This is a genomic window from Serratia rhizosphaerae, from assembly GCF_009817885.1.
Taxonomy (GTDB): domain Bacteria; phylum Pseudomonadota; class Gammaproteobacteria; order Enterobacterales; family Enterobacteriaceae; genus Serratia_B; species Serratia_B rhizosphaerae.
This window is the reverse complement of the sequence record NZ_CP041764.1, coordinates 1,661,952-1,687,782: the sequence shown is the minus strand read 5'-3', so window position 1 is coordinate 1,687,782 and position 25,831 is coordinate 1,661,952. Positions and strand designations below refer to the sequence as shown.

Here is a 25,831-nt window from a genome sequence, read left to right as displayed (position 1 = left end):
CTGGTTACTCAGTTATTCTGATAGATATCCCGATACAGCCGGCTTTCGAAACGCACCAGCGGGATCCGGCGCTGACGCTGATCTTCCGGCGGTACGGCGTAACCTGACAGATACTGCACAAACGCCATACGCTGACCGCTGGCGGTGGTGATAAAGCCTGCCAGATTATAGACGCCCTGTAGCGCGCCGGTTTTCGCCGAGACTTTACCGTCCACGCCGGCCTCATGCAGGCCGCCACGGTAACGCAGCGTGCCGTCATAGCCGGCCAGCGGCAGCATGGAGATAAAGTCCAGCTCGTTGTCATGCTGAGCGATATATTGCAGCGCCTGCATCATGGTTGCCGGCGCCAGCAGGTTATGGCGCGACAGGCCGGAGCCGTCCACCACGATGCTGTTACCCAGATCGACCCCGGCTTTCTGACGCAGCACCTGACGGACTGCATCAGCGCCTGCGCGCCAGGTGCCCGGCACGCCAAAGCGCTCGTGGCCGATGGTGCGAAATACGGTATCGGCGATCATATTGTCGGACTTTTTCAGCATCACTTTCAGCAGATCGTGCAGCGGTGCCGACTGGGTGCGGGCAATCACCGTGCCGCTCATGCCCGGCTGTGTCTGGCGCTTCAGGTGGCCGTCAATCTGGATGCCGGCCTGGGTCAGCTCATCTTTCAGAATAGCGCCGGCATAGCTGGCCCCGTCCTGAATGGCGAACGCCAGCGGCAGCGGTTCGCTGCGCTGCGTCAGGCACCCGGTCAGGGTAAAGCGGTTCAGCTCGCCCGGCACCACGTCCAGCTCGCAATATTGGGCATCCGGCGAGCCTTTGGCCAGCGTGCGCACCTGGCTGAACATATTGACCGGGTAATAGGAGGCGACGCGGATAAAGGCGATATCGCCCGGTTTGGCCGCGCCGTAGAGCGACACCGAGAAGCAGTTGCGATCGACAATCGCCGCCGCCGGCGGGGCGCTGAAGCACTGCGTCATATCGTTCCACGGCCAGCCGGGCGCCTTGTCGTGGCTGGCGAAGACCGAAGTATCGACCAGCACGTCGCCGCTAATCTGCTTTACGCCCTGTTTCTTCAGTTCGGCGACCATATTGCGCAGGTTTTGGCGCTTAAAGGTCGGATCGCCGCCGAAACGGGCGATCAGATTGCCGCGCAGTACGCCATCGTCAATCTTGCCCTGGCTTTCCAGCGTGGTGGTAAAGCGATAGTCTGGGCCGAGCTGTAACAGGGCCGCCAGCGCGGTCAGCACCTTCTGGGTGCTGGCGGGCAACGCCATCTGCTGCGCGTGGTAATCAATCGTCGGCGTGCTGGCGCCGATTTTTTGAACCATCAGGGCAAGGTTGGCTCCATCAGGCAAATATTGTGTGTAATCTTCAACCGGGGCGGCATTTACATTCAAAACAAATGCGCACGCCAATGCACTGACAATTCGTGAAAAACGCATAATCTCTGGCTAACTGCTGGGTAACGTGCCGTCATACTACGGCGCATTCAGGGAAAAAGTAAACGATGACCCTTAAGGAACTCTACGCTAAAATGCGTATCAAAATGCAAAATCGATCCTGACTTGGAAGAATTTTCCGAGTTAGGGCTCTTTTGTTTGTCGCCTGGAGGCGGCTGGCGATAGCCATCCGTGTTTTCATACGAATACGTCAGGATGACGGCTATTTGAACAGGAAAGATTTAGAGGTAGTGAAATTATGCAACAGATTCCGATGACCCTGTTTGGCGCTGAAAAATTGCGCGAAGAACTGGAATATTTGAAAAGCGTTCGCCGTCCGAAAATCATTGCGGACATCGCGGAAGCGCGTGAACACGGCGACCTGAAAGAAAATGCGGAGTACCACGCGGCGCGTGAGCAGCAGGGGTTCTGTGAAGGACGTATTCAGGAAATTGAAGCCAAGCTGTCGAACGCGCAGGTGATCGACGTCACCAAAATGCCGAACAATGGCCGGGTGATTTTCGGCGCGACGGTATCGGTGCTGAACCTGGATACCGAGGATGAAGTGACCTACCGCATCGTGGGTGACGATGAGGCCGATTTCAAGAAAAATCTGATTTCGGTAAATTCCCCGATGGCGCGTGGTTTAATCGGTAAAGAACAAGATGACGTCGTGGTGATTAAAACGCCGGGCGGCGATGTGGAATACGAAATCCTGAAGGTTGAATACCTCTGATTGACGGCGTTTGTTCATAAGTTAATCAGGTTTTTGTAAAGAAAGGAAAAAGGCCGCGTGGCGGCCTTTTATCAGGTGCAGGTGCATGGCACCTTTTCGTTAAAGTGACGACACTTAACGCGGTAGACTGATCTTGCGCTCTTCGGAAGGGCGGTAAAGAATAAGAGTATTACCGATAATTTGTACGTTGCAGGCATTTGTTTCACGCACGATAGCGTCAGCGATCAAGGCTTTGGTTTCGCGATCTTCCGTTGCGATTTTCACTTTGATCAGCTCATGATGCGTCAGCGCCTGCTCAATTTCAGCCAGCACCCCTTCGGTGAGACCGTTATTGCCCAGCATGACGACCGGTTTTAACGGATGCGCCAGGCCTTTCAGGTGCTGTTTTTGTTTATTATTCAGATTCATTGTCTTTTTTGCTTAAGTTGGGATTGAAAACGGTACATTCTACCGCCATCTCATGGGTATCACCAAATCGGTCTTGCACCGTGATGGCAATATGAGCAGCGAACTTGGCATAAGTCTCTTTTTAGGATAGTTGGAAACTCGATGACAGGTAAAAAGCGTTCGGCCAGTTCTAGCCGCTGGCTTCAGGAACACTTTAGCGACAAATATGTGCAGCAGGCGCAGAAAAAAGGGCTGCGCTCGCGTGCCTGGTTTAAACTGGATGAAATACAGCAGAGCGACAAGCTGTTTAAACCGGGTATGACGGTTGTTGATTTGGGGGCGGCGCCAGGCGGCTGGTCGCAGTATGTCGTTACCCAGATCGGCGGTTCTGGGCGGATTATCGCCTGTGATATTTTACCGATGGATCCTATCGTCGGCGTTGATTTCCTCCAGGGAGATTTTCGTGATGAACTGGTGCTGAAGGCGCTGCTGGATCGCGTAGGTGAAAAGAAGGTTCAGGTGGTCATGTCCGATATGGCCCCGAATATGAGTGGCAACCCGGCGGTCGATATTCCAAGATCGATGTATCTGGTGGAATTAGCACTGGAAATGTGTCGTGATGTCCTCGCACCAGGCGGAAGTTTCCTGGTGAAGGTGTTCCAGGGAGATGGCTTTGACGAGTACCTACGGGAAATTCGCTCCCTGTTTACGAAGGTTAAGATTCGTAAGCCAGACGCTTCGCGCGCTCGTTCGCGTGAAGTGTACATTGTAGCGACAGGGCGCAAACTGTAGTACCCTAACGCTGTTTGTTAACACAGTTGTAATATGAGGTTAATCCCTTGAGTGACATGGCGAAAAACCTAATTCTCTGGCTAGTCATCGCAGTTGTGCTGATGTCCGTATTCCAGAGCTTTGGGCCCAGCGAGTCGAATGGCCGTAGGGTGGATTACTCTACCTTCATGTCCGAACTGACCCAGGATCAGGTTCGCGAAGCGCGAATTAACGGACGTGAGATCAACGTTACCAAGAAAGATAGTAACCGATACACGACTTATATCCCCGTCAACGATCCTAAGCTGTTGGATACGTTATTGACGAAGAATGTGAAAGTTGTCGGTGAACCGCCGGAAGAGCCGAGTTTGCTGGCTTCTATCTTTATTTCATGGTTCCCGATGCTGTTGCTGATCGGGGTCTGGATCTTCTTTATGCGGCAAATGCAGGGCGGCGGCGGCAAGGGCGCGATGTCCTTTGGCAAGAGCAAAGCCCGTATGCTGACTGAAGATCAGATCAAAACTACCTTTGCCGACGTCGCCGGCTGTGACGAAGCAAAAGAAGAAGTGAGCGAACTGGTTGAATACCTGCGTGAACCGAGCCGTTTCCAGAAGCTGGGCGGTAAGATTCCGAAAGGCGTGCTGATGGTCGGCCCGCCGGGTACCGGTAAGACGCTGCTGGCGAAAGCCATCGCCGGCGAGGCGAAAGTGCCGTTCTTTACCATTTCCGGTTCCGACTTCGTGGAAATGTTTGTCGGCGTGGGTGCGTCCCGCGTACGTGATATGTTCGAACAGGCGAAAAAAGCCGCCCCGTGCATCATTTTTATCGATGAAATCGACGCCGTCGGCCGCCAACGTGGCGCCGGCCTGGGTGGCGGTCACGATGAACGTGAGCAGACGCTGAACCAGATGCTGGTTGAGATGGACGGCTTTGAAGGCAACGAAGGCATCATCGTCATCGCTGCGACCAACCGTCCGGACGTGCTTGACCCGGCGCTGCTGCGTCCAGGCCGTTTCGACCGTCAGGTGGTGGTTGGCCTGCCGGATGTGCGTGGTCGTGAGCAGATTCTGAAGGTGCATATGCGCCGCGTGCCATTGGCTGCCGATATCGACGCGTCCGTGATTGCGCGCGGTACGCCGGGCTTCTCCGGTGCCGATCTGGCTAACCTGGTTAACGAAGCGGCGCTGTTTGCCGCCCGCGGCAACAAGCGTGTGGTGTCGATGGTTGAGTTCGAAAAGGCCAAAGACAAAATCATGATGGGTGCGGAACGTCGCTCCATGGTGATGACCGAAGCGCAAAAAGAGTCGACCGCGTATCACGAAGCCGGCCACGCCATTATCGGCCGTTTGGTGCCGGAACACGATCCGGTTCACAAAGTGACGATTATTCCGCGCGGTCGTGCGCTCGGCGTGACCTTCTTCCTGCCTGAGGGTGATGCCATCAGCGCCAGTCGTCAGAAACTGGAGAGCCAAATCTCCACGCTGTACGGCGGCCGTCTGGCGGAAGAGATTATTTACGGTGCCGAGCATGTCTCTACCGGTGCATCGAACGACATTAAAGTGGCGACCTCCATCGCGCGCAACATGGTGACCCAATGGGGCTTCTCCGAGAAGCTGGGGCCGCTGCTGTATGCGGAAGAAGAGGGCGAAGTGTTCCTGGGCCGCTCCGTGGCCAAGGCGAAACACATGTCTGACGAAACGGCGCGCATTATTGACCAGGAAGTGAAATCCCTGATCGAACGCAACTACGTGCGCGCCCGTACGCTGTTGATGGAAAACATGGACATCCTGCATTCAATGAAAGATGCCCTGATGAAATATGAAACCATCGACGCGCCGCAGATCGACGATTTGATGAACCGCAAGGATGTCCGTCCACCGGCTGGCTGGGACGATCCGAGCAAAGGCAACAACTCCGACAACGGCGGCACCCCAAAAGCCCCGACGCCGGTTGATGAGCCGCGGACGCCGAATCCAGGCAATCCTCTGTCTGAACAGCTCGACAAGTAACATCGACTGTGTAATAACATCAAACCCCGGCATGCCGGGGTTTTTTTTCGCCCGTCATCTGCGGCGCGGCCGTATAATCGGCCACCGCCAGGCCGCCGTATTAGACGGTCCGGCCCTTTTGCCCGCCCGGCAGTGAATCAGCAACAGACAGTAAGGTAGAATCTTCATGCAGTTAACCGTGCGCGACATGGCTTTCGATCTCTCCCATCCTCGGGTGATGGGCATCCTCAACGTGACTCCGGACTCGTTCTCTGACGGAGGGCGACATAATTCGCTGAATGACGCCCTGCTGCATGCCCATGCGCTGATTTCCGCCGGCGCCACCATGATCGACGTTGGCGGCGAGTCGACCCGTCCCGGTGCGGCGGCGGTGAGCGAAGAGGCGGAAATCGAGCGGGTGGTGCCGGTGGTCGAGGCGATCGCCCGGCGTTTTGAAGTATTTATTTCAGTTGATACCTCCAAGCCCGGGGTAATCCGCGAGTCGGCCAATGCCGGCGCGCATCTGATCAACGACGTGCGTTCGCTGCAGGAGCCTGGCGCGCTGGAGGCAGCGGCGGACAGCGGGCTGCCGGTGTGTCTGATGCACATGCAGGGCGAGCCGCGTACCATGCAGCAGGCGCCGCATTATGACGATCTGATGGGGGAGGTGAATGCCTTTTTCCAGCAGCATATTGCGCGTTGTACTGCGGCGGGCATAGCAAAACAGAAATTGTTGCTCGACCCGGGCTTCGGTTTCGGTAAGAATTTAGCGCATAATTATCAGCTTCTGGCCAGATTGTCGGAGTTTCATCATTTCGGCCTGCCGCTGCTGGTCGGCATGTCGCGTAAATCGATGATTGGACAACTGCTGAACGTACCGCCGGAACAGCGGACGATCGGCAGCGTCGCCTGCGCGGTGATAGCCGCGATGCAGGGCGCGCAGATCGTCAGAGTGCATGATGTTAAAGAAACCGTCGAGGCGATGCGCGTCGTCGAGGCAACACTTTCAGCTAAGGGACAGTAGAGACATGAGCGAGCGTAAATATTTTGGTACCGACGGCATTCGTGGGAAGGTCGGCGACAGCCCGATTACTCCGGATTTTGTCCTTAAGCTCGGTTGGGCTGCGGGCAAAGTGCTGGCGCGCCATGGCTCACGCAAAATCATTATCGGCAAGGACACCCGTATTTCCGGCTATATGCTGGAGTCGGCGCTGGAGGCCGGTTTGGCCGCCGCAGGCCTGTCCGCGTCCTTCACCGGTCCGATGCCGACGCCGGCGGTCGCCTACCTGACGCGCACCTTCCGCGCCGAGGCCGGCATCGTGATTTCCGCGTCACATAACCCGTATTACGACAACGGCATCAAGTTTTTCTCCATCGACGGCGCCAAACTGCCGGACAGCGTGGAAGAGGCGATCGAAGCGGAGATGGAAAAGCCGCTGACCTGCGTAGAATCGGCTGAGCTGGGCAAAGCCAGCCGCATTATCGACGCCGCCGGGCGCTATATCGAATTTTGTAAGGGCTCGTTCCCTAGCGAACTGAGCCTGAAAGGCCTGAAGATCGTCGTTGACTGCGCCAACGGAGCGACTTACCACATCGCGCCGAGCGTGCTGCGCGAACTGGGCGCGAAGGTGATCGCCATCGGCTGCGAGCCGGACGGCATGAACATCAACGAGAAGTGCGGCGCGACCGACGTACGTCAACTTCAAGAGCGCGTACTGGCGGAAAAAGCCCACGTTGGCCTGGCCTTTGACGGCGACGGCGACCGGGTGATGATGGTGGACCACCTGGGCAACAAAGTGGACGGCGATCAGATCCTGTACATCATCGCGCGTGAAGGGCTGCGCCAGGGGCAACTGCGCGGCGGGGCGGTTGGCACGCTGATGAGCAACATGGGGCTGGAGCTGGCGCTGAAGCAGTTGGGTATTCCATTTGCCCGCGCCAAAGTCGGCGACCGCTACGTGCTGGAAAAACTGCAGGAGCTGGGCTGGCGCATCGGCGCTGAAAACTCCGGCCATGTGATCCTGCTGGATAAAACCACCACCGGCGACGGCATTGTGGCCGGCTTACAGGTTCTGACCGCCATGGTGCGCAACAGCATGAGCCTGCACGATCTGTGCAGCGGCATGCAGCTGCTGCCGCAGGTGCTGGTCAATGTGCGCTTTGCCGGCGAACATAATCCGCTGGAATCGGAAGCCGTCGTCAGCGTTACCAAAAGCGTGGAGGCGGAACTGAACGGCCGCGGCCGCGTACTGCTGCGCAAATCCGGTACGGAACCGCTGATCCGCGTGATGGTGGAAGGCGAGGACGAAAAACAGGTGACCGAGCTGGCGAACCGCATCGCCGACGCGGTGAAATCTGCAGGTTAAAACAGGTGGTTAACGCCCAAACGTGCAGTTTGGGCGTGTAAATTGCGTCGGGTTGCTGTTTTTTTCCGCAATCGCGCCGGTGGCGGTAAATTGCCCTTGCGCGCTGTGGCGCCTTTGGTTAGTATTCACACCCGCTTCAGTAGGCGGTTTTACATAACGTCTGCGACTTCTGACTAGAAGCCTATGGGGCGAGAAGCATTTGGCACGCGGTGATGCCGCAAGGATACGGGTACGACTATGTACGAAGCTCTTCTGGTAATTTTCCTGCTGGTTTCGATCGGGCTTGTTGCTATGATCATGCTGCAGCAAGGTAAAGGCGCTGATATGGGAGCCTCATTCGGAGCAGGTGCGTCTGGCACATTGTTCGGTTCGAGTGGTTCCGGTAACTTCATGACCCGCATGACGGCTGTGCTGGCGACGCTGTTTTTCGTCATCAGTCTGATTCTGGGCAACCTGAGCAGCAACCAGAGCAAAAAAGGCAGCGAGTGGGAAAACCTCGGTCAGCCGGTGAAAACCGAGCAGACAACCGCGCCGGCGGCACCAGCCAAGCCGAGCAGCGATATCCCGCAGTAAGCAGCAGCAAAGTTTTAAACGGTGGTTGATGTCAGACATCAACGGCCGTAGCAGTAAAAGAATCAGTACCGAGGTGGTGGAATTGGTAGACACGCTACCTTGAGGTGGTAGTGCCCTAACGGGCTTGTGGGTTCGAGTCCCATCCTCGGTACCAAATCCCAGAGATAACTTGCAATTTTGCGATTATCAGCGTAGTATTTGCCACGATTTCGGACGCGGGGTGGAGCAGCCTGGTAGCTCGTCGGGCTCATAACCCGAAGGTCGTCGGTTCAAATCCGGCCCCCGCAACCACTTTCCTTTGAAGTGTTTATTTTCAAATTCACTATTTCGATTGAATCCGCTTTTCTCGAACAACATTTGAAAATGACACTTGTCAGAAAGTTGTACCGAAGCCGCAGTGCGGCAAACAGGGTCCAGTTGCATAAAGCCCCGATTTTTCGGGGTTTTTTGTTATTTGGCAACAGAATCACTGGGCTATTTAGCCCTTTTTTTATGTCTTGGGGGTGGGCTTGTCCACATTAGAGCAAAAATTAACAGAGATGCTTTCGGCACCGGTAGAGGCGTTGGGCTTTGAGCTTGTAGGCATCGAATTTATTCGTGCGCGCCAATCTACGCTCCGCATCTATATTGATAGTGAAGACGGCATCAATGTTGATGATTGTGCTGATGTCAGCCACCAGGTCAGCGCGGTGCTGGACGTTGAAGATCCGATCACCGTCGCTTACAACTTGGAAGTCTCCTCTCCTGGCCTTGATCGCCCGATGTTCACCGCAGAGCACTACACGCGTTTCCTCGGTGAAGAAGTCAGCATGGTGCTGCGCATGGCGGTACAGAACCGCCGCAAATGGCAGGGCATCATCAAGTCCGTCGATGGCGAGATGATCACGGTTACTGTGGATGGGAAAGATGAAGTGTTCGCGCTGAGCAATATTCAGAAAGCGAATCTGGTACCCCACTTTTAAAGTTTGGATGAGGCAACTAGGATGAATAAAGAGATTCTGGCTGTTGTTGAAGCAGTTTCCAATGAGAAATCCCTTCCGCGTGAGAAGATTTTTGAAGCGTTGGAAACCGCATTAGCCACCGCAACCAAGAAAAAATACGAGCAGGAAATCGACGTTCGCGTTAGCATCGATCGCAGAACCGGCGACTTCGACACCTTCCGCCGTTGGGTTGCCGTAGAAGAAGTGACCCAGCCTACGCGTGAAATCACGCTGGAAGCTGCGCAGTTTGAAGATCCGAGCATCGAGCTGGGCGGTTTTATCGAAGATCAGATCGAATCTGTCACCTTCGACCGCATCACCACCCAAACCGCGAAGCAGGTTATCGTCCAGAAGGTGCGTGAAGCCGAACGTGCGATGGTGGTCGACGCATTCCGCGGGCACGAAGGTGAAATCATCACCGGCGTGGTGAAAAAAGTAAACCGCGACAACATTTCTCTGGATATCAAAGCCTCTGACGGCAGCGGTACCAGTGCGGAAGCCGTGATCCTGCGTGAAGATATGCTGCCGCGTGAGAACTTCCGTCCGGGCGACCGCATCCGCGGCGTACTGTATGCGGTGCGTCCAGAAGCACGCGGCGCGCAGCTGTTCGTCAGCCGTTCTCGTCCAGAGATGCTGATTGAACTGTTCCGCATCGAAGTGCCGGAAATCGGCGAAGAAGTGATTGAAATTAAAGCGGCAGCCCGCGATCCGGGTTCCCGCGCGAAAATTGCCGTGAAAACCAACGACAAGCGTATCGACCCGGTCGGCGCCTGCGTGGGGATGCGCGGCGCTCGCGTTCAGGCCGTATCGAGCGAACTGGGCGGCGAGCGTATTGATATTGTGCTGTGGGACGATAATCCTGCGCAGTTCGTGATCAACGCCATGGCGCCGGCAGACGTTGCCTCTATCGTGGTGGACGAAGACAAGCACACTATGGATATTGCCGTTGAAGCCAGCAATCTGGCACAGGCGATCGGCCGTAACGGCCAAAACGTGCGTTTGGCTTCTCAGCTCAGCGGCTGGGAACTGAACGTGATGACGGCGGACGATCTGCAGGCCAAACACCAGGCCGAGGCTCATGCCGCCATTGATACCTTCACCAAGTATCTTGATATCGACGAAGAGTTCGCCACCGTACTGGTCGAAGAAGGCTTCTCAACGCTTGAAGAATTGGCGTATGTGCCAATCAATGAGCTGCTGGAAATCGACGGTCTGGATGAAGATACGGTTGAAGCGTTGCGCGATCGCGCCAAAGCTGCATTGACCACGCTGGCACTGGCTCAGGAAGAAAGCCTGGGTGACCAGAAGCCTGCTGAAGACCTGCTCAACCTGCCAGGGCTTGAGCGCAGCATGGCCTTTAAACTGGCCGCGCGTGGGGTTTGTACGCTGGAAGATCTTGCCGAGCAGGGTGTTGACGATCTGGCTGATATTGAAGGGCTTGACGATGAGCAAGCCGGCGAGCTGATCATGGCCGCCCGTAATATCTGTTGGTTTGGCGACAACGCGTAATAACTGTAGCAGGAAGGAACAGCATGACGACAGATGTAACCGTAAAATCGCTGGCAGCAGAGATTCAGACTCCGGTTGATCGCCTGGTACAGCAGTTTGCTGATGCAGGGATCAACAAGTCGGAAACCGACTCTGTTACCCAGCAAGAGAAAGAAACCTTATTGGCGCACCTGAACCGTGAGCACGGCAGCGCGCCGGGTAAACTGACGCTGCAGCGTAAAACGCGCAGCACCTTGAATATCCCGAGCACCGGCGGTAAGAGTAAATCGGTGCAAATTGAGGTCCGCAAGAAACGCACTTATGTAAATCGCGATACGCAAGAAGCTCAACAGGCGGAAGCGGCAGAGCAGGCACAGCGTGAAGCGGAAGAGCAGGCACGGCGCGAAGCGGAAGAGCTCGCCAAACGCGAAGCAGAAGCGAAGCGCGCAGCCGAAGAGCAAGCCAAACGTGAGGCCGCAGAAATTGCTAAGCGTGATGCAGCGGAAAAAGAAAAAGTGACCAATCAACAAACCGACGAAATGACCAAGCCAGCTCAGGCTGAAAAAGCGCGCCGCGAAGCCGAAGCCGCAGAACTGAAGCGTAAAGCCGAAGACGAAATGCGCCGTAAGGTGGAAGAAGAAGCCAAGCGCGTTGCTGAAGAAGCGCGCCGCATGGCGGAAGAAAACGGCGAGAAGTGGGCAGCGGCTGAAAAATCCACTGAGTCTGAAACTGCAGACTACCACGTGACCACCTCTCAGCATGCGCGTGCCGCAGAAGATGAGAACGACGCCAAAGTTGAAGGCGATCGCCGCAGCCGCACCCGCGGCGGCAAATCCGCCAAACAGAAGAAAGGCAGCAAGCTGTCCGAATCCAAAGCGGATCGCGAAGAAGCGCGTGCCGTCACCCGCGGTGGCAAAGGCCGTCGTAAGCCAAGCACCCTGCAGCAGGGCTTCAACAAGCCGGCTCAGGTGGTTAACCGTGACGTCGTTATCGGCGAAACCATCACCGTGGCCGAACTGGCCAACAAGATGGCGGTGAAAGGCTCTCAGGTTATCAAAACCATGATGAAGCTGGGCGCGATGGCGACCATCAACCAGGTTATCGATCAGGAAACCGCACAGCTGGTTGCCGAAGAGATGGGCCACAAGGTTATCCTGCGTCGTGAGAACGAGCTGGAAGAAGCGCTGATGAGCGATCGCGATACCGGTGCAGCAGCAGCTGAACCGCGTGCGCCGGTTGTGACCATCATGGGTCACGTTGACCACGGTAAAACCTCCCTGCTGGACTACATCCGTTCCACCAAAGTGGCATCGGGCGAAGCGGGCGGCATTACCCAGCACATCGGTGCTTACCACGTTGAAACCGATAACGGCATGATCACCTTCCTGGATACCCCGGGCCACGCCGCATTTACCTCAATGCGTGCTCGCGGTGCTCAGGCGACCGATATCGTGGTTCTGGTGGTTGCAGCGGACGACGGCGTGATGCCACAGACCATCGAAGCTATCCAGCACGCGAAAGCGGCCAAGGTACCGTTGGTTGTTGCGGTCAACAAAATTGACAAGCCGGAAGCCGATCCGGATCGCGTGAAGAACGAACTGTCCCAGTACGGCGTGATGCCGGAAGAGTGGGGCGGTGAAGCTCAGTTCGTCCACGTTTCTGCGAAAGCGGGCACCGGTATCGACGAGTTGCTGGACGCTATCCTGCTGCAGTCTGAAGTTCTCGAACTGAAAGCGGTGCGCACCGGTATGGCGAGCGGCGTGGTCATCGAGTCCTTCCTGGATAAAGGCCGTGGCCCGGTAGCGACCGTGCTGGTACAGGAAGGTACGCTGAACAAAGGCGATATCGTACTGTGCGGCTTCGAATACGGCCGTGTGCGTGCGATGCGCGACGAACTGGGTCGTGAAGTGACCTCGGCCGGCCCATCCATTCCGGTGGAAATCCTGGGTCTGTCCAGCGTTCCAGCGGCGGGTGATGAAGCGACCGTAGTGCGTGACGAGAAGAAAGCGCGTGAAGTGGCGCTGTATCGTCAGGGCAAATTCCGCGAAGTCAAACTGGCGCGTCAGCAGAAATCCAAACTGGAAAACATGTTCTCCAACATGACCGACGGTGAGGTTTCCGAGCTGAACATCGTACTGAAGTCCGACGTACAGGGCTCTTGCGAAGCGATCAGCGATGCGTTGATGAAGCTGTCCACCGACGAAGTGAAGGTGAAGATTGTCGGCTCCGGCGTAGGTGGTATCACCGAAACCGACGCCACGCTGGCCGCGGCATCCAACGCCATCATCCTGGGCTTCAACGTCCGTGCCGACGCCTCTGCGCGCCGCGTGATTGAAGCAGAAAGCCTGGATCTGCGTTACTACTCCGTCATCTATAGCCTGATTGACGAAGTGAAGCAGGCGATGAGCGGTATGTTGGCGCCTGAATACAAACAGCAGATTATCGGCCTGGCCGAAGTGCGTGACGTGTTCAAATCACCGAAATTCGGCGCTATCGCTGGCTGTATGGTTACTGAAGGCAACATCAAGCGTCACAACCCAATCCGCGTACTGCGCGACAACGTGGTTATCTATGAAGGCGAGCTGGAATCCCTGCGCCGCTTCAAAGATGACGTTAACGAAGTTCGTAACGGCATGGAATGTGGTATCGGCGTGAAGAACTACAACGACGTGCGCGTTGGCGACATGATCGAAGTCTTCGAAATCATCGAGATCCAGCGCACCATTGATTAACGGTTGCACATCTGCTTAATCTGTTCTGGGGGGCCTTTGTGCCCCCGATTTGTCTGGAGAAAATAACATGGCAAAAGAATTCAGCCGCGGCCAGCGTGTCGCGCAAGAGATGCAGAAAGAGATTGCGATCATTCTGCAGCGTGAAATCAAAGACCCGCGCGTTGGCATGGCGACCGTTTCCGGCGTTGAAATTTCCCGCGACCTGGCGTACGCCAAAGTTTACGTTACCTTCCTCAACGTGCTGACGGAAAACCACGATCCCGATCTGGTAAACAAGGGCGTTAAAGCGTTGCAGGACGCGTCCGGCTATATCCGCACGCTGTTGGGCAAGGCGATGCGCCTGCGCGTGGTGCCGGAGCTGACCTTCGCATACGACAACTCACTGGTTGAAGGTATGCGAATGTCCAACCTGGTGAGCAACGTGGTGAAAAATGATGCCGAGCGTCGCTCCGCATCAGGCGATGACGAGGAGGCTTAATGAGTCGCCCTCGTCGCCGCGGCCGCGATATCCACGGCGTGCTGTTGCTGGATAAGCCGCAGGGCCTGTCCTCCAACGATGCACTGCAAAAAGTAAAGCGTTGCTATAACGCCAACCGTGCGGGCCATACCGGCGCGCTCGACCCGCTGGCGACCGGCATGCTGCCGATCTGCCTGGGGGAAGCCACCAAGTTTTCCCAGTTCCTGCTGGATTCCGACAAGCGCTACCGGGTGATTGCCCGCCTGGGGCAGCGTACCGATACCTCGGATGCGGACGGCCAGATCGTGCAGGAACGCCCGGTGAATATCACCCAGCAGCAGCTTGATGCGGCGCTGGAGACTTTCCGTGGAGACATCCAGCAGGTGCCGTCGATGTACTCCGCGTTGAAGTATCAGGGTAAAAAACTGTACGAATACGCGCGTCAGGGCATTGAAGTACCGCGCGAAGCGCGCAGCATTACGGTTTACGAACTCAAGTTTATCCGCTGGGAAGGTGATGAGCTGGAGCTGGAAGTTCACTGCTCCAAAGGCACCTATATCCGCACCATTACCGACGATCTGGGCGAGCTGCTGGGCTGCGGCGCACACGTGATTTATCTGCGTCGTCTGCAGGTGGCGAAATACCCGATCGAACGTATGGTGACGCTGGAACAGCTGAACACGCTGCTGGAGCAGGCGCAGGCCGAAGGCGTGGCGCCGGGCGAGCTGCTCGATCCGTTGCTGATGCCGATGGACAGCCCATGCGCCGATTTCCCGGAAGTGAACTTGCTGCCGGCGGTGGCGGGTTACGTCAAGCAGGGCCAGCCGGTGCAGGCTGCCGGCGCGCCGGCTTCCGGCATGGTGCGTATCACCGAAGGCGATGCGCATAAATTTATCGGCGTCGGCGAGATTGCTGACGACGGTCGTGTGGCGCCCAAACGTCTGGTTGTCGAGCATTTCGATTGATCGGCGAAAAACGCCTCATCTTGCGATCGTTCTGCGCTAAGAGTAGAATGACGCAGCTTGGGCCATGACTCTCACTTGAGGGCATGGCCCAATTATCGGGCTGCTGAATTAGAGATCGGCGCCTGCATTTTTTATCTATAATTTGGAGTATTACAATGTCTCTAAGTGTTGAAGCTAAAGCTAAAATCGTAGCTGATTTCGGTCGTGGTACTAACGACAGCGGTTCTACCGAAGTTCAGGTTGCCCTGCTGACCGCGCAGATTAACCATCTGCAAGGCCACTTCTCCGAGCACAAAAAAGATCACCACAGCCGTCGTGGTCTGCTGCGTATGGTTTCTCAGCGTCGTAAGCTGCTGGACTACCTGAAGCGTAAAGATGTAGCACGTTACACCAGCCTGATCGAGCGTCTGGGTCTGCGTCGCTAATCGAACCAGTTTCAGTAGAAAGGGGCCTATTTTGGCCCCTTTCTTCTAGGAAGCATAAGTAAATCAGGTTAATGTACTAACGAGGATCTTCCGTTACAGAGGTTCGCGCGGCTAATGAGAGACTTTATTCCGCCAGGTGAATAAGGGTTGTCATTAGTCGCGAGGATGTAGTGAGAAGGTCAGTGATTCACTGGCGCGCCGAGCCGTCGAGGTGATTGCGCGCCACATCTAAGGATAAAATTTTGCTGACACCGACTATTCGCAAATTCCAGTATGGCCAGCATACCGTCACCATCGAGACCGGTATGATGGCGCGTCAGGCGACTGCCGCCGTTATGGTAAGCATGGACGACACCGCCGTATTCGTTACGGTTGTGGGCCAGAAAAAAGCCAAGCCTGGCCAGAGCTTCTTCCCGCTGACCGTGAACTATCAAGAGCGTACCTACGCCGCCGGCCGTATCCCGGGCAGCTTCTTCCGTCGTGAAGGCCGTCCAAGCGAAGGCGAAACCCTGACTTCCCGTTTGATTGACCGTCCAATCCGTCCACTGTTCCCGGATCACTTCCTGAACGAAGTGCAGGTGATCGCGACCGTGGTTTCCGTTAACCCACAGGTTAACCCGGATATCGTGGCGATGATCGGCGCATCTGCGGCGCTGAGCCTGTCCGGCATTCCGTTCAGTGGCCCAATCGGCGCGGCGCGCGTGGGTTACATCAACGACCAGTACGTACTGAACCCGACCGTTGACGAGCTGAAAGAGAGCCGTCTGGATCTGGTGGTTGCCGGTACCGCTGGCGCAGTGCTGATGGTTGAGTCCGAAGCCGAAGTGCTGAGCGAAGATCAGATGCTGGGCGCCGTGGTGTTCGGCCATGAGCAGCAGCAGGTGGTAATCGACAACATCAACTCACTGGTTGCTGAAGTCGGCAAACCTAAGTGGGATTGGCAGCCGACTCCGGTGAACGAAGCGCTGCAGGCGCGCGTAGCCGAACTGGCGCAAAGCCGTCTGGGTGATGCTTACCAGATCACTGAAAAGCAGGAGCGTTACGCACAGGTTGACGCGATTAAAGAAGACGTCACCGCCGCGCTGCTGGAGCAGGACGAGACGCTGGACGCTGCAGATATCCAGGATGCCTTGGGCGATCTGGAGAAGAACGTGGTGCGCAGCCGCGTTCTGCGCGGCGAGCCGCGTATCGACGGCCGTGAAAAAGACATGATCCGTGGTCTGGACGTGCGCACCGGCGTGCTGCCGCGTACCCACGGTTCCGCGCTGTTCACCCGTGGTGAAACGCAGGCGCTGGTTACCGCCACCCTGGGTACCGCACGCGACGCGCAGAACCTGGATGAGCTGATGGGCGAGAAGACCGACAGCTTCCTGTTCCACTACAACTTCCCTCCGTACTCCGTGGGCGAAACCGGTATGGTCGGTTCACCTAAGCGTCGTGAAATTGGTCACGGTCGCCTGGCGAAACGCGGCGTATTGGCTATGATGCCTAAACCGGAAGATTTCCCGTACACCGTTCGCGTGGTGTCCGAGATCACTGAATCCAACGGTTCTTCTTCCATGGCTTCCGTCTGTGGCGCATCTCTGGCTCTGATGGATGCAGGCGTGCCAATCAAGGCTGCGGTTGCAGGTATCGCCATGGGTCTGGTAAAAGAAGACGAGAACTTTGTGGTACTGTCGGACATTCTGGGCGATGAAGATCACCTGGGCGACATGGACTTCAAAGTGGCCGGTAGCCGTGACGGCATCACCGCGCTGCAGATGGATATTAAAATTGAAGGCATCACCCGCGAAATCATGCAGGTGGCGCTGAACCAGGCCAAGGGTGCGCGTCTGCACATTCTGGGCGTGATGGAACAGGCGATCAGCACGCCGCGCGGCGATATCTCTCAGTTTGCACCGCGTATCCATACCATGAAGATCAATCCGGACAAAATTAAGGATGTGATCGGTAAAGGCGGCTCTGTGATTCGTGCGTTGACCGAAGAGACTGGCACTACCATTGAAATCGAAGATGATGGTACAGTGAAAATCGCAGCGACCGACGGTGAGAAAGCAAAATACGCGATTCGTCGTATTGAAGAGATCACCGCCGAGATCGAAGTTGGCCGCATTTACCAGGGTAAAGTGACCCGTATCGTTGACTTTGGCGCCTTTGTGGCCATCGGCGGCGGTAAAGAAGGTCTGGTGCATATTTCTCAGATCGCCGACAAGCGCGTTGAGAAAGTGACCGACTATCTGCAGATGGGCCAGGAAGTGCCGGTTAAGGTGCTGGAAGTTGATCGCCAGGGCCGTGTGCGCCTGAGCATCAAGGAAGCCACTGCCTCTGAAGCGGCGGCTCCTGCTGCGCCTGAAGCAGAATAAACTGTAACACAGTTTTGACAGTTCCCCGCCGCAGGGCGGGGGCTGTCCGTATACGCGCGGGTAGGATATCCGCGTTTTAGCAAGCGGAGGACAGGACGTTATCCAATGTTTGTCTTCGGGAGTGGGAAATGAAGCTTTTCTTACGCTGGTGTTACGTTGCGACAGCGCTCATGCTGGCAGGATGCAGCAACAATGATTGGCGTAAAGACGAAGTTTTGGCGATCCCGTTGCAGCCGACGCTGCAGCAGGAAGTGATCCTGGCGCGCATGGAACAAATACTTGCCAGCCGGGCACTGACGGACGATGAACGCGCACAGCTTTTATATGAGCGCGGTGTGCTGTATGATAGCCTCGGGCTACGTGCACTGGCGCGCAATGATTTTTCACAAGCGCTGGCGATACGTCCTGATATGCCGGAAGTTTTCAACTACCTGGGCATTTACTTAACGCAGGCAGGCAATTTTGATGCTGCCTATGAAGCGTTTGATTCTGTACTAGAGCTTGATCCAACTTACAATTACGCGCGTTTAAACCGGGGCATCGCACTGTATTATGGCGGCCGCTTCCCGTTGGCGCAGGATGATCTGCAGGCGTTTTATCAAGACGACCCAAACGATCCCTTCCGTTCGTTATGGCTGTATCTGGTGGAAAGAGAAATCGATCCCAAGATGGCCGTCACCGCGCTCCAGCAGCGTTATGACAAAGCGGACAGAGGGCAATGGGGATGGAATATTGTCGAATTCTACCTGGGCGATATCAGCGAAAACACGCTGATGGAACGCCTCAAGGCGGATGCAACGGATAACACTTCGCTCGCTGAGCATCTCAGTGAAACTGACTTCTATTTGGGTAAACACTACCTGAGTCTGGGGGACAAGAACTCCGCTTCGGCGTTGTTCAAACTGACGGTCGCTAACAACGTTCATAACTTTGTTGAGCACCGCTATGCATTGTTGGAATTGGCGCTTTTGGGCCAAGAACAAGACGACCTATCGGAATCGGACCAGCAATAGCTGACGAACACTAATTTTCTGCCGGATAGACCATGGCGTTTTGCCATCGCTATCGCCTTAACGGGTGAGGGCTTTTTTGTTCGTTTTATAATCTAAATTGAGCCGGTTCACACTTTTCAATGAAAATGACTGAAAATTTTCGCGATGAGTTATGTAGACTGGCAGCCATTATTAATGAGGCACGTGTACATGACTACTGAGCTTGAAACCTCTTTTGCTGACCTGGGGCTGTCTGCTCCGATCATTTCTGCTCTGAACGACCTGGGCTATGTTAAGCCATCACCTATTCAGGCTGAGTGTATTCCTCACCTGTTGAACGGCCGCGATGTGCTGGGTATGGCACAAACCGGCAGCGGCAAGACTGCGGCGTTCTCGCTGCCGCTGCTGCACAATATCGACGCTTCTCTGAAGGCACCGCAAATCCTGGTGCTGGCGCCAACCCGCGAACTGGCGGTACAGGTTGCTGAAGCGATGACCGATTTCTCCAAACACATGAACGGCGTAAACGTCGTGGCCCTGTACGGCGGCCAACGTTACGACGTACAGCTGCGCGCCCTGCGTCAGGGCCCACAAATCGTGGTGGGTACCCCAGGCCGTCTGCTGGACCACCTGAAGCGCGGCACCCTGAACCTCTCTAACCTGAGCGGTCTGGTGCTGGATGAAGCCGACGAAATGCTGCGTATGGGCTTTATCGAAGACGTTGAAACCATCATGGCGGAAATCCCGGCTGAACATCAGACCGCGCTGTTCTCCGCCACCATGCCGGAAGCGATTCGCCGCATCACCCGCCGCTTTATGAAAGAGCCGCAGGAAGTGCGCATCCAGTCCAGCATCACCACCCGTCCGGACATCAGCCAGAGCTACTGGACGGCGTACGGCATGCGTAAGAACGAAGCGCTGGTGCGTTTCCTGGAAGCGGAAGACTTTGATGCGGCGATTATCTTCGTACGCACCAAAAACGCAACGCTGGAAGTGGCGGAAGCGCTGGAGCGTAACGGCTACAGCAGCGCCGCGCTGAACGGCGACATGAACCAGGCGCTGCGTGAGCAGACCCTGGAGCGCCTGAAGGACGGCCGCCTGGATATCCTGATCGCCACCGACGTTGCGGCGCGTGGTCTGGATGTTGAGCGTATCAGCCTGGTGGTAAACTACGACATCCCGATGGACGCAGAATCTTACGTTCACCGTATCGGTCGTACCGGCCGTGCCGGTCGTGCCGGTCGCGCGCTGCTGTTCGTGGAAAACCGCGAACGTCGCCTGCTGCGCAACATCGAGCGCACCATGAAGCTGACCATCCCGGAAGTTGAACTGCCGAATGCAGAACTGCTGGGCAAGCGCCGTCTGGAGAAATTCGCCGCCAAAGTTCAGCAGCAGCTGGAAAGCAGCGATCTGGATATGTACCGCGCGCTGCTGGCTAAACTGCAGCCGGAAGAAGAGCTGGAAATGGAAACGCTGGCCGCCGCGCTGCTGAAAATGGCGCAGGGCGAACGTCCGCTGATCCTGCCGCCGGATCCGGTGTTCAAGCCGCGTAAACCGCGTGAGTTCAACGACCGTGATGACCGCCGCGGCGACCGTCGTGACGGTGACCGTCCGCGTCGCGAACGTCGTGACGTTGGCGAAATGCAGCTGTACCGCATTGAGGTGGGCCGTGATGACGGTGTGGAAGTGCGTCATATCGTGGGCGCTATCGCCAACGAAGGCGACATCAGCAGCCGTTACATCGGTAACATCAAGCTGTTTGGTTCCCACTCCACCATCGAGCTGCCAAAAGGCATGCCGGGCGAGATCCTGAATCACTTCACTCGCACCCGCATTCTGAACAAGCCGATGAACATGCAGCTGCTGGGTGATGCACAGCCGCACGATCGCCGCGAGCGTCGCGACGGCGGCAACCGTCGTCCGTTTAACGGCGAACGTCGTGAAGGCGCCCCACGTCGTTCTTTCGGCGAGCGTCGTGAAGGCGGCAACGCAGCCGGCAACGGCGAGCGTCGTGGCGGTAGCGCTAACCGTGAGCGCGCACCACGTCGTCGTTTCGGCGACGCATAATAGGGATTCGTCAATCCGTTGAAAAACCAGCCTGCGGGCTGGTTTTTTTATGTCTGAAATCTGCCTTTTCACGCTAAATGGCGTATCATTTGCAAGGTTTTTCTGAATGATTTAACGGGCAGGGGATGCCGTGAACTGGCAACAATTTAAAACTGACTATCTGGTGCGTTTCTGGGCGCCGCTGCCGGCGGTGATCGCCGCCGGCCTGCTGGCTACCTATTACTTTGGCCTCACCGGCACCTTCTGGGCGGTCACCGGGGAGTTTACCCGCTGGGGCGGCCACGTCCTGCAATGGCTGGGGCTGCATCCCGAGCAGTGGGCCTACTTCAAGGTGATTGGGCTGGAGGGCACGCCGCTGACGCGTATCGACGGGCGGATGATTATCGGCATGTTTGCCGGCTGCATCGCCGCCGCGCTGTGGGCCAACAATATCAAGCTGCGCCGGCCGCAGCATCGTATCCGCATCGTGCAGGCGCTGCTGGGCGGCATTATCGCCGGTTTTGGCGCGCGTCTGGCAATGGGCTGCAACCTGGCGGCATTTTTTACCGGCATCCCGCAGTTTTCGCTGCACGCCTGGCTGTTTGCGCTGGCGACCGCCGCCGGCTCTTACTTTGGCGCTAAATTCACCCTGTTGCCGCTGTTCCGCGTACCGATAAAACTGCAGAAGGTGCAGGCCGCCGCGCCGCTGACCCAGCTGCCGCAACAGGCGCGCCGCCGTTTTCGTCTGGGGATGCTTGTCTTCCTGCTGATGAGCGCCTGGTCGCTATGGACGCTGTTTGATGCGCCGAAGCTGGGCATCGCCATGCTGTTCGGCATTGCCTTCGGGCTGTTGATCGAGCGGGCGCAGATTTGCTTCACCTCGGCGTTTCGCGACCTGTGGATTACCGGCCGGACCCATATGGCGCGGGCGATTATTTTAGGCATGGCGGTCAGCGCGATCGGCATCTTCAGCTATGTGCAGTTGGGCGTCGCGCCCAAAATCATGTGGGCCGGCCCGAACGCGTTGATTGGCGGTCTGCTGTTCGGCTTTGGCATTGTGCTGGCCGGCGGCTGTGAAACCGGCTGGATGTACCGCGCGGTGGAAGGGCAGGTTCACTACTGGTGGGTCGGGCTCGGCAATATTATTGGCGCGACGCTGCTGGCCTACTACTGGGATACGCTGGCGCCGTCGTTGGCCACCGACTATGACAAGATCAACCTGCTGGAGGTCTTCGGCCCGACGGGCGGGTTGCTGGTGACTTACCTGCTGCTGGCGCTGGCGCTGGTCGCCATGCTGTGGTGGGAAAAACGCTTTTTCCGCGCGAAAGCGCGGGCGGAACGGGTTGATGCGAGGAGTATGTGATGACGCAACAAACGATAGTGCCGGATTACCGTCTGGACATGCTGGGTGAACCCTGCCCTTATCCGGCGGTAGCGACGCTGGAGGCGATGCCGCAGCTGAAGGCCGGCGAAATCCTGGAGGTGATCAGCGATTGCCCGCAGTCGATCAACAACATCCCGCTCGACGCGCGTAATCATGGCTACAAAGTGCTGGATATCCAGCAGGACGGGCCGACCATCCGCTACCTGATCCAACGTTAACCGTGCGGGCCACCGCCCGCCGTTATCCCGCGCCGCCGGTCAGCTGTTGCAGGCGGCGCTCACTCTGTTCATCCGCCGGCATATACACCAGCATCCGGTCGCCGTTACGCGGCGCCGACCACCAGTTATTCTGCCGCAGGCTCATTTCCCCGACCTGCGGGTGGAGGAAGCGCTTGACGTTATTATCGATGCTGCGCACCTCGTGGCGTTCCCACAGCGCGCGAAAATCCTCCGAGACCGACAGATAGCGCGCCAGCTGCCGTTCCCAGACCGGGTCGCCCAGGTGTTCCGCCATTTGCGCGCGGAACAGCGCCACCATTTTCGGCATGATATCGTCCCAGTCTAACTGGCTGGCGCGCCACTGCTCGTGGGTGAACGCCAGATAGATGCAGTTGCGGTCCTCGGGCGGCAGCGTCGCCAGATCGACTCCCATCAACAGGCAGTAGGCGCGGTTAAAACCCAGAATATCAAAGCGTGCGTTAGAAATGATCGCCGGCAGCGGATCAAGCTGATCCAGCAGGCGTTGTCCATAAGGCGACAGTTTTTCACAGCCGCCGTGCTGGGCGCTGGCCGGCAGGCTTTGACCGGCCAGCCTGAACAGATGATGGGTTTCCGCCTCATTGCACTGCAGCGCGTGGGCGATGGCGCTCAGGGTTTTCGTCGAGGCCTGAATCGCCCGCCCCTGCTCCAGCCAGGTGTACCAGGTAATGCCGACGTCGGCCAACTGCGCCACTTCTTCCCGGCGCAGGCCGGGCGTACGGCGCTGGCGCATGCGCGGCAGGCCAAGCCGGTTCGGGTCGAGACTTTCACGGCGTGCGCGCAGAAATGCGCCCAGCTGCTTGCGGTTATCCGCCTGTCCAGCGTCGGTTGGGGATGTAATTTCAGACATAAATAGTTTCCCTCCGCAATAAGACCGGTAGTTTTTATACCATGATAATCAAGAACTGGTACCCGTTTAATTTAATGGTGATGCTAGTCACATTCCTGGTTTGATACAAGGGTAGGACACGATGAGCACACCATCATCCGCGGCCGTTCTGGGCCGTGCGGGGTTGATAATTTTACTGGCGGGGCAACTGTTGCCGATGATCGACTTTTCCATCGTTAACGTCGGGCTGGATGCGATGGCGCAGTCGCTGCACGCCACGCCGACGCAGCTGGAGCTGATCGTCGCGGTTTACGGCGTGGCGTTTGCCGTTTGTCTGGCGATGGGCGGCCGGATGGGGGATAACCTGGGGCGTCGCCGCCTGTTTTTATGGGGCGTGCGGCTGTTTGCCCTGGCCTCGCTGATGTGCGGGCTGGCGAACTCGGTCTGGCTGCTGCTGCTGGCGCGTACGCTGCAGGGCGTCGGCGCGGCGATGATCGTGCCGCAGATCATGGCGACCATTCACGTTTGCCTGCGCGGGCGCGAGCACGCTCGGGCGATGGCCCTGTACGGCGGCATCGGCGGGCTGGCGTTTATTATCGGCCAGGTGCTGGGCGGGCTGCTGATTTCGCTGGATATCGCCGGTTACGGCTGGCGCAGCGTCTTTTTGATCAATATTCCGCTGTGCGTGCTGGTGCTGGTCTGCGCCCATCGCTGGGTGCCGGACACGCGCGCGCAGCGGAGGGTCAATATCGACTGGCCGGGCACCTTGCTGCTGGCGCTGACCATCGTTTGCCTGCTGTTTCCGCTGGCGCTGGGGCCGGTGTGGCACTGGCCGTGGCCGTGTCTGGCGCTGCTGGCCCTCAGTGGGCCGCTGTTGCTGCAGCTGTGGCGTGTGGAACGGCGCCAGGAACGGCGCAATAACTTCCCGCTGCTGCCGCCGGCGCTGCTGCGGCTGGCGAGCGTCAGATTCGGGCTGACCATCGCCATTCTGTTCTTCTCCTGCTGGAGTGGTTTTATGTTTGTGATGGCGCTGACGCTGCAGGCGGGGGCGAAACTGAATGCGTTCCAGTCGGGCAATGCGTTTATTGCGCTCGGGGTGGCGTACTTTATTTCCTCGCTGCTGAGCAGCACGGTGATTGAGCGTTTCGGCAAGGTGCGCACGCTGCTGTTTGGCTGCCTGATCCAGATCGGCGGGCTGTTGGCGCTGATGCTGACTGTGCTGCTGGTATGGCCGCAGCCGGGCATCGTCAATTTAATCCCGGCAACGCTGCTGATCGGTGCCGGTCAGGCGCTGATCGTCAGCGGTTTCTTCCGTATTGGCCTGGCTGATGTGCCGGTCGAGCATGCCGGCTCCGGCAGCGCCCTGTTGGCGACGGTGCAACAAACGTCGCTGGGGCTGGGGCCGATTTTGCTGGGGACGGTATTGGTGCAGGTGCTGCATGCGTCGCCGGGTGACTATCTGCATGCGCTGCTGGCGGCATTAGTGCTGGAGCTGCTGTTGATGCTGGCGCTGCTGCTGCGCACCCTGCTGGTACTGCGCGCCGATCGGCGGCTGGCGGGCGGACAGCCGTCCCGCACCTGAAACGAGGGCGGGGGAAGGCTCCCCCGCCGCAGTGCGCGGCGTTTAGCCGCGCGTTAACGCATCCTTTACCTGCGCGACGATCTCAAACGAACGCAGCCGTGCCCGATGGTCGAAGATCTGGCCGTTAACCATAATCTCGTCGGCCTCGGTTTCGCGCAGCAGCGCCTGCAGGCCTTCACGCACGTTATTTTCATCGCCGACGATCGACATTCTCAGCGCCTGCTCGACGCCATACTGCTCGCCGGCGCTCCACAGCGCGTGAATATTGTCTACCGGCGGCGGCAACGGCCCCGGCTCGCCGCGGCGCAGGTTGATAAACTGCTGCTGCATGGAGCTGAACAGGAAGCGCGCGTCGCGCTCGCTGTCGGCGGCAATGACGTTGACGCATACCATCGCATGCGGCTGCGGCCAGCGTTCGGAAGGCTGATAGTTTTCCCGGTACAGCCGCAGCGCCTGGAACAGCATATCCGGCGCGAAGTGGGAGGCGAAGGCGAACGGCAGGCCCAGCTTGGCGGCCAGCTGGGCGCTGTACAGGCTGGAGCCCAGCAGCCAGATCGGCACGTGCAGCCCTTGGCCCGGCACCGCCTGCACCGGTTGCCCGGGCTGCACCTCGGCAAAGTAGTGCTGCAGCTCCTGCACGTCGCGCGGGAAGTTATCCACCTCGCCGGACAGGTGGCGGCGCAGCGCCATCATGGTGCGTTGGTCGGTGCCCGGCGCGCGGCCCAGCCCCAAATCGATCCGGCCAGGGTACAGCGACTCCAGCGTGCCGAACTGTTCGGCGATCACCAGCGGCGCATGGTTGGGCAGCATCACGCCGCCGGAGCCCAGGCGAATGGTGTCGGTGCCGGCGGCCAGATAGCCGAGCAGCACCGAGGTCGCCGCGCTGCCGATACCGGTCATATTGTGATGTTCCGCCAACCAATAGCGCTGGAACCCCCACTTTTCAGCATGTTGTGCTAAATCTAAAGAGCAGTGAAACGCGTCGCGCGCTTTTGCTCCCTGAGGAATCGGGGAAAGATCCAGTACCGAAAGCGGAACTGATGCGTTTTGTGTCATATCATTCGTCCATTG

At 57.5% G+C, this 25,831-nt stretch carries 23 protein-coding genes and 2 tRNA genes; 21 read left to right on the top strand and 4 right to left on the bottom strand.

Annotated features, from left to right (window positions below; translation table 11 throughout):
* Positions 1-8: 8 nt before the first annotated feature.
* The gene (gene dacB / locus FO014_RS07940) at positions 9-1,442 is read right to left on the bottom strand and encodes a serine-type D-Ala-D-Ala carboxypeptidase (RefSeq protein ID WP_160028832.1); all 1,434 of its coding nucleotides are present in this window, start codon (positions 1,440-1,442) and stop codon (positions 9-11) included.
* A gap of 256 nt (positions 1,443-1,698) precedes the next feature.
* Between dacB and greA the strand changes: the two genes are divergently transcribed.
* Positions 1,699-2,175, top strand: coding sequence for a transcription elongation factor GreA (gene greA / locus FO014_RS07935; protein ID WP_061321556.1), 477 nt, complete (start codon positions 1,699-1,701; stop codon positions 2,173-2,175).
* A 114-nt stretch (positions 2,176-2,289) separates the two neighbouring features.
* Here the strand turns inward: greA and yhbY are convergent, their stop codons facing one another.
* The gene (gene yhbY / locus FO014_RS07930) at positions 2,290-2,583 is read right to left on the bottom strand and encodes a ribosome assembly RNA-binding protein YhbY (protein WP_160028830.1); all 294 of its coding nucleotides are present in this window, start codon (positions 2,581-2,583) and stop codon (positions 2,290-2,292) included.
* Between the two features lie 141 nt (positions 2,584-2,724).
* Between yhbY and rlmE the strand changes: the two genes are divergently transcribed.
* From rlmE to yedF, 19 genes are all read left to right on the top strand, one after another.
* The gene (gene rlmE, locus FO014_RS07925) at positions 2,725-3,354 is read left to right on the top strand and encodes a 23S rRNA (uridine(2552)-2'-O)-methyltransferase RlmE (RefSeq protein ID WP_015670607.1); all 630 of its coding nucleotides are present in this window, start codon (positions 2,725-2,727) and stop codon (positions 3,352-3,354) included.
* 56 nt (positions 3,355-3,410) lie between these two features.
* On the top strand, positions 3,411-5,342 hold the full coding sequence (ftsH, locus tag FO014_RS07920) for an ATP-dependent zinc metalloprotease FtsH (RefSeq protein WP_160028828.1): 1,932 nt from the start codon (positions 3,411-3,413) through the stop codon (positions 5,340-5,342).
* A 166-nt stretch (positions 5,343-5,508) separates the two neighbouring features.
* Entirely contained in the window at positions 5,509-6,345 is an 837-nt protein-coding gene (folP, locus tag FO014_RS07915) for a dihydropteroate synthase (RefSeq protein WP_160028811.1), read from the top strand.
* Positions 6,346-6,349: 4 nt separating this feature from the next.
* Positions 6,350-7,687, top strand: coding sequence for a phosphoglucosamine mutase (glmM, locus tag FO014_RS07910; protein WP_160028809.1), 1,338 nt, complete (start codon positions 6,350-6,352; stop codon positions 7,685-7,687).
* A gap of 237 nt (positions 7,688-7,924) precedes the next feature.
* On the top strand, positions 7,925-8,260 hold the full coding sequence (secG, locus tag FO014_RS07905; protein ID WP_015670611.1) for a preprotein translocase subunit SecG: 336 nt from the start codon (positions 7,925-7,927) through the stop codon (positions 8,258-8,260).
* Between the two features lie 67 nt (positions 8,261-8,327).
* Positions 8,328-8,414, top strand: a tRNA-Leu gene (locus FO014_RS07900).
* Between the two features lie 60 nt (positions 8,415-8,474).
* Positions 8,475-8,551 (top strand) — tRNA-Met (locus tag FO014_RS07895).
* Positions 8,552-8,769: 218 nt separating this feature from the next.
* Complete coding sequence (gene rimP, locus FO014_RS07890) at positions 8,770-9,222, top strand: ribosome maturation factor RimP (RefSeq protein ID WP_145961162.1); 453 nt, start codon at positions 8,770-8,772, stop codon at positions 9,220-9,222.
* A gap of 21 nt (positions 9,223-9,243) precedes the next feature.
* Positions 9,244-10,749, top strand: coding sequence for a transcription termination factor NusA (gene nusA, locus FO014_RS07885; RefSeq protein ID WP_105229527.1), 1,506 nt, complete (start codon positions 9,244-9,246; stop codon positions 10,747-10,749).
* A gap of 23 nt (positions 10,750-10,772) precedes the next feature.
* Positions 10,773-13,460 carry a translation initiation factor IF-2 gene (gene infB / locus FO014_RS07880; protein WP_160028807.1) on the top strand — a complete coding sequence of 896 codons (2,688 nt, stop codon included), beginning with the start codon at positions 10,773-10,775 and terminating at the stop codon, positions 13,458-13,460.
* A gap of 67 nt (positions 13,461-13,527) precedes the next feature.
* Positions 13,528-13,938, top strand: a complete 411-nt coding sequence (rbfA, locus tag FO014_RS07875) for a 30S ribosome-binding factor RbfA (RefSeq protein ID WP_015670615.1) — start codon at positions 13,528-13,530, stop codon at positions 13,936-13,938.
* Entirely contained in the window at positions 13,938-14,882 is a 945-nt protein-coding gene (gene truB / locus FO014_RS07870) for a tRNA pseudouridine(55) synthase TruB (protein ID WP_160028805.1), read from the top strand. Before rbfA ends, truB begins: the two co-directional genes overlap by 1 nt.
* Before the next feature lie 155 nt (positions 14,883-15,037).
* On the top strand, positions 15,038-15,307 hold the full coding sequence (gene rpsO, locus FO014_RS07865) for a 30S ribosomal protein S15 (RefSeq protein ID WP_010279698.1): 270 nt from the start codon (positions 15,038-15,040) through the stop codon (positions 15,305-15,307).
* A 242-nt stretch (positions 15,308-15,549) separates the two neighbouring features.
* Positions 15,550-17,670: a polyribonucleotide nucleotidyltransferase gene (gene pnp, locus FO014_RS07860; protein ID WP_105229531.1), complete on the top strand. Its 2,121-nt coding sequence runs from the start codon at positions 15,550-15,552 to the stop codon at positions 17,668-17,670.
* Between the two features lie 128 nt (positions 17,671-17,798).
* Entirely contained in the window at positions 17,799-18,683 is an 885-nt protein-coding gene (gene nlpI / locus FO014_RS07855; RefSeq protein ID WP_105229532.1) for a lipoprotein NlpI, read from the top strand.
* A gap of 119 nt (positions 18,684-18,802) precedes the next feature.
* A complete protein-coding gene (yrbN, locus tag FO014_RS24265) occupies positions 18,803-18,883 on the top strand; it encodes a protein YrbN (protein WP_105229533.1) in 81 nt (26 codons plus the stop codon).
* On the top strand, positions 18,873-20,729 hold the full coding sequence (locus FO014_RS07845; RefSeq protein ID WP_160028803.1) for a DEAD/DEAH family ATP-dependent RNA helicase: 1,857 nt from the start codon (positions 18,873-18,875) through the stop codon (positions 20,727-20,729). Before yrbN ends, FO014_RS07845 begins: the two co-directional genes overlap by 11 nt.
* A gap of 130 nt (positions 20,730-20,859) precedes the next feature.
* Positions 20,860-22,071, top strand: coding sequence for a selenium metabolism membrane protein YedE/FdhT (yedE, locus tag FO014_RS07840; protein ID WP_160028801.1), 1,212 nt, complete (start codon positions 20,860-20,862; stop codon positions 22,069-22,071).
* Positions 22,071-22,310 (top strand): sulfurtransferase-like selenium metabolism protein YedF, encoded by a 240-nt coding sequence (gene yedF, locus FO014_RS07835; RefSeq protein ID WP_105229536.1) that lies wholly within the window; start codon positions 22,071-22,073, stop codon positions 22,308-22,310. The genes yedE and yedF overlap by 1 nt, the downstream gene beginning before the upstream one ends.
* 22 nt (positions 22,311-22,332) lie before the next feature.
* On the opposite strand, the gene FO014_RS07830 is transcribed toward yedF, so the two are convergent.
* On the bottom strand, positions 22,333-23,199 hold the full coding sequence (locus FO014_RS07830) for a helix-turn-helix transcriptional regulator (RefSeq protein WP_105229537.1): 867 nt from the start codon (positions 23,197-23,199) through the stop codon (positions 22,333-22,335).
* 121 nt (positions 23,200-23,320) lie between these two features.
* Between FO014_RS07830 and FO014_RS07825 the strand changes: the two genes are divergently transcribed.
* Positions 23,321-24,760 carry an MFS transporter gene (locus FO014_RS07825; RefSeq protein ID WP_160028799.1) on the top strand — a complete coding sequence of 480 codons (1,440 nt, stop codon included), beginning with the start codon at positions 23,321-23,323 and terminating at the stop codon, positions 24,758-24,760.
* A gap of 42 nt (positions 24,761-24,802) precedes the next feature.
* On the opposite strand, the gene FO014_RS07820 is transcribed toward FO014_RS07825, so the two are convergent.
* The gene (locus FO014_RS07820; RefSeq protein ID WP_160028797.1) at positions 24,803-25,816 is read right to left on the bottom strand and encodes a luciferase-like monooxygenase; all 1,014 of its coding nucleotides are present in this window, start codon (positions 25,814-25,816) and stop codon (positions 24,803-24,805) included.
* Positions 25,817-25,831 lie beyond the last annotated feature (15 nt).

Bases quoted from the DNA above. Each gene is read 5' to 3' on its own strand.
- dacB (WP_160028832.1), bottom strand. From the start codon at position 1,442: ATGCGTTTTTCACGAATTGTCAGTGCATTGGCGTGCGCATTTGTTTTG.
- greA (WP_061321556.1), top strand. From the start codon at position 1,699: ATGCAACAGATTCCGATGACCCTGTTTGGCGCTGAAAAATTGCGCGAA.
- yhbY (WP_160028830.1), bottom strand. From the start codon at position 2,583: ATGAATCTGAATAATAAACAAAAACAGCACCTGAAAGGCCTGGCGCAT.
- rlmE (WP_015670607.1), top strand. From the start codon at position 2,725: ATGACAGGTAAAAAGCGTTCGGCCAGTTCTAGCCGCTGGCTTCAGGAA.
- ftsH (WP_160028828.1), top strand. From the start codon at position 3,411: ATGGCGAAAAACCTAATTCTCTGGCTAGTCATCGCAGTTGTGCTGATG.
- folP (WP_160028811.1), top strand. From the start codon at position 5,509: ATGCAGTTAACCGTGCGCGACATGGCTTTCGATCTCTCCCATCCTCGG.
- glmM (WP_160028809.1), top strand. From the start codon at position 6,350: ATGAGCGAGCGTAAATATTTTGGTACCGACGGCATTCGTGGGAAGGTC.
- secG (WP_015670611.1), top strand. From the start codon at position 7,925: ATGTACGAAGCTCTTCTGGTAATTTTCCTGCTGGTTTCGATCGGGCTT.
- nusA (WP_105229527.1), top strand. From the start codon at position 9,244: ATGAATAAAGAGATTCTGGCTGTTGTTGAAGCAGTTTCCAATGAGAAA.
- infB (WP_160028807.1), top strand. From the start codon at position 10,773: ATGACGACAGATGTAACCGTAAAATCGCTGGCAGCAGAGATTCAGACT.
- rbfA (WP_015670615.1), top strand. From the start codon at position 13,528: ATGGCAAAAGAATTCAGCCGCGGCCAGCGTGTCGCGCAAGAGATGCAG.
- truB (WP_160028805.1), top strand. From the start codon at position 13,938: ATGAGTCGCCCTCGTCGCCGCGGCCGCGATATCCACGGCGTGCTGTTG.
- rpsO (WP_010279698.1), top strand. From the start codon at position 15,038: ATGTCTCTAAGTGTTGAAGCTAAAGCTAAAATCGTAGCTGATTTCGGT.
- nlpI (WP_105229532.1), top strand. From the start codon at position 17,799: ATGAAGCTTTTCTTACGCTGGTGTTACGTTGCGACAGCGCTCATGCTG.
- yrbN (WP_105229533.1), top strand. From the start codon at position 18,803: ATGAAAATGACTGAAAATTTTCGCGATGAGTTATGTAGACTGGCAGCC.
- FO014_RS07845 (WP_160028803.1), top strand. From the start codon at position 18,873: ATGACTACTGAGCTTGAAACCTCTTTTGCTGACCTGGGGCTGTCTGCT.
- yedF (WP_105229536.1), top strand. From the start codon at position 22,071: ATGACGCAACAAACGATAGTGCCGGATTACCGTCTGGACATGCTGGGT.
- FO014_RS07830 (WP_105229537.1), bottom strand. From the start codon at position 23,199: ATGTCTGAAATTACATCCCCAACCGACGCTGGACAGGCGGATAACCGC.
- FO014_RS07825 (WP_160028799.1), top strand. From the start codon at position 23,321: ATGAGCACACCATCATCCGCGGCCGTTCTGGGCCGTGCGGGGTTGATA.
- FO014_RS07820 (WP_160028797.1), bottom strand. From the start codon at position 25,816: ATGACACAAAACGCATCAGTTCCGCTTTCGGTACTGGATCTTTCCCCG.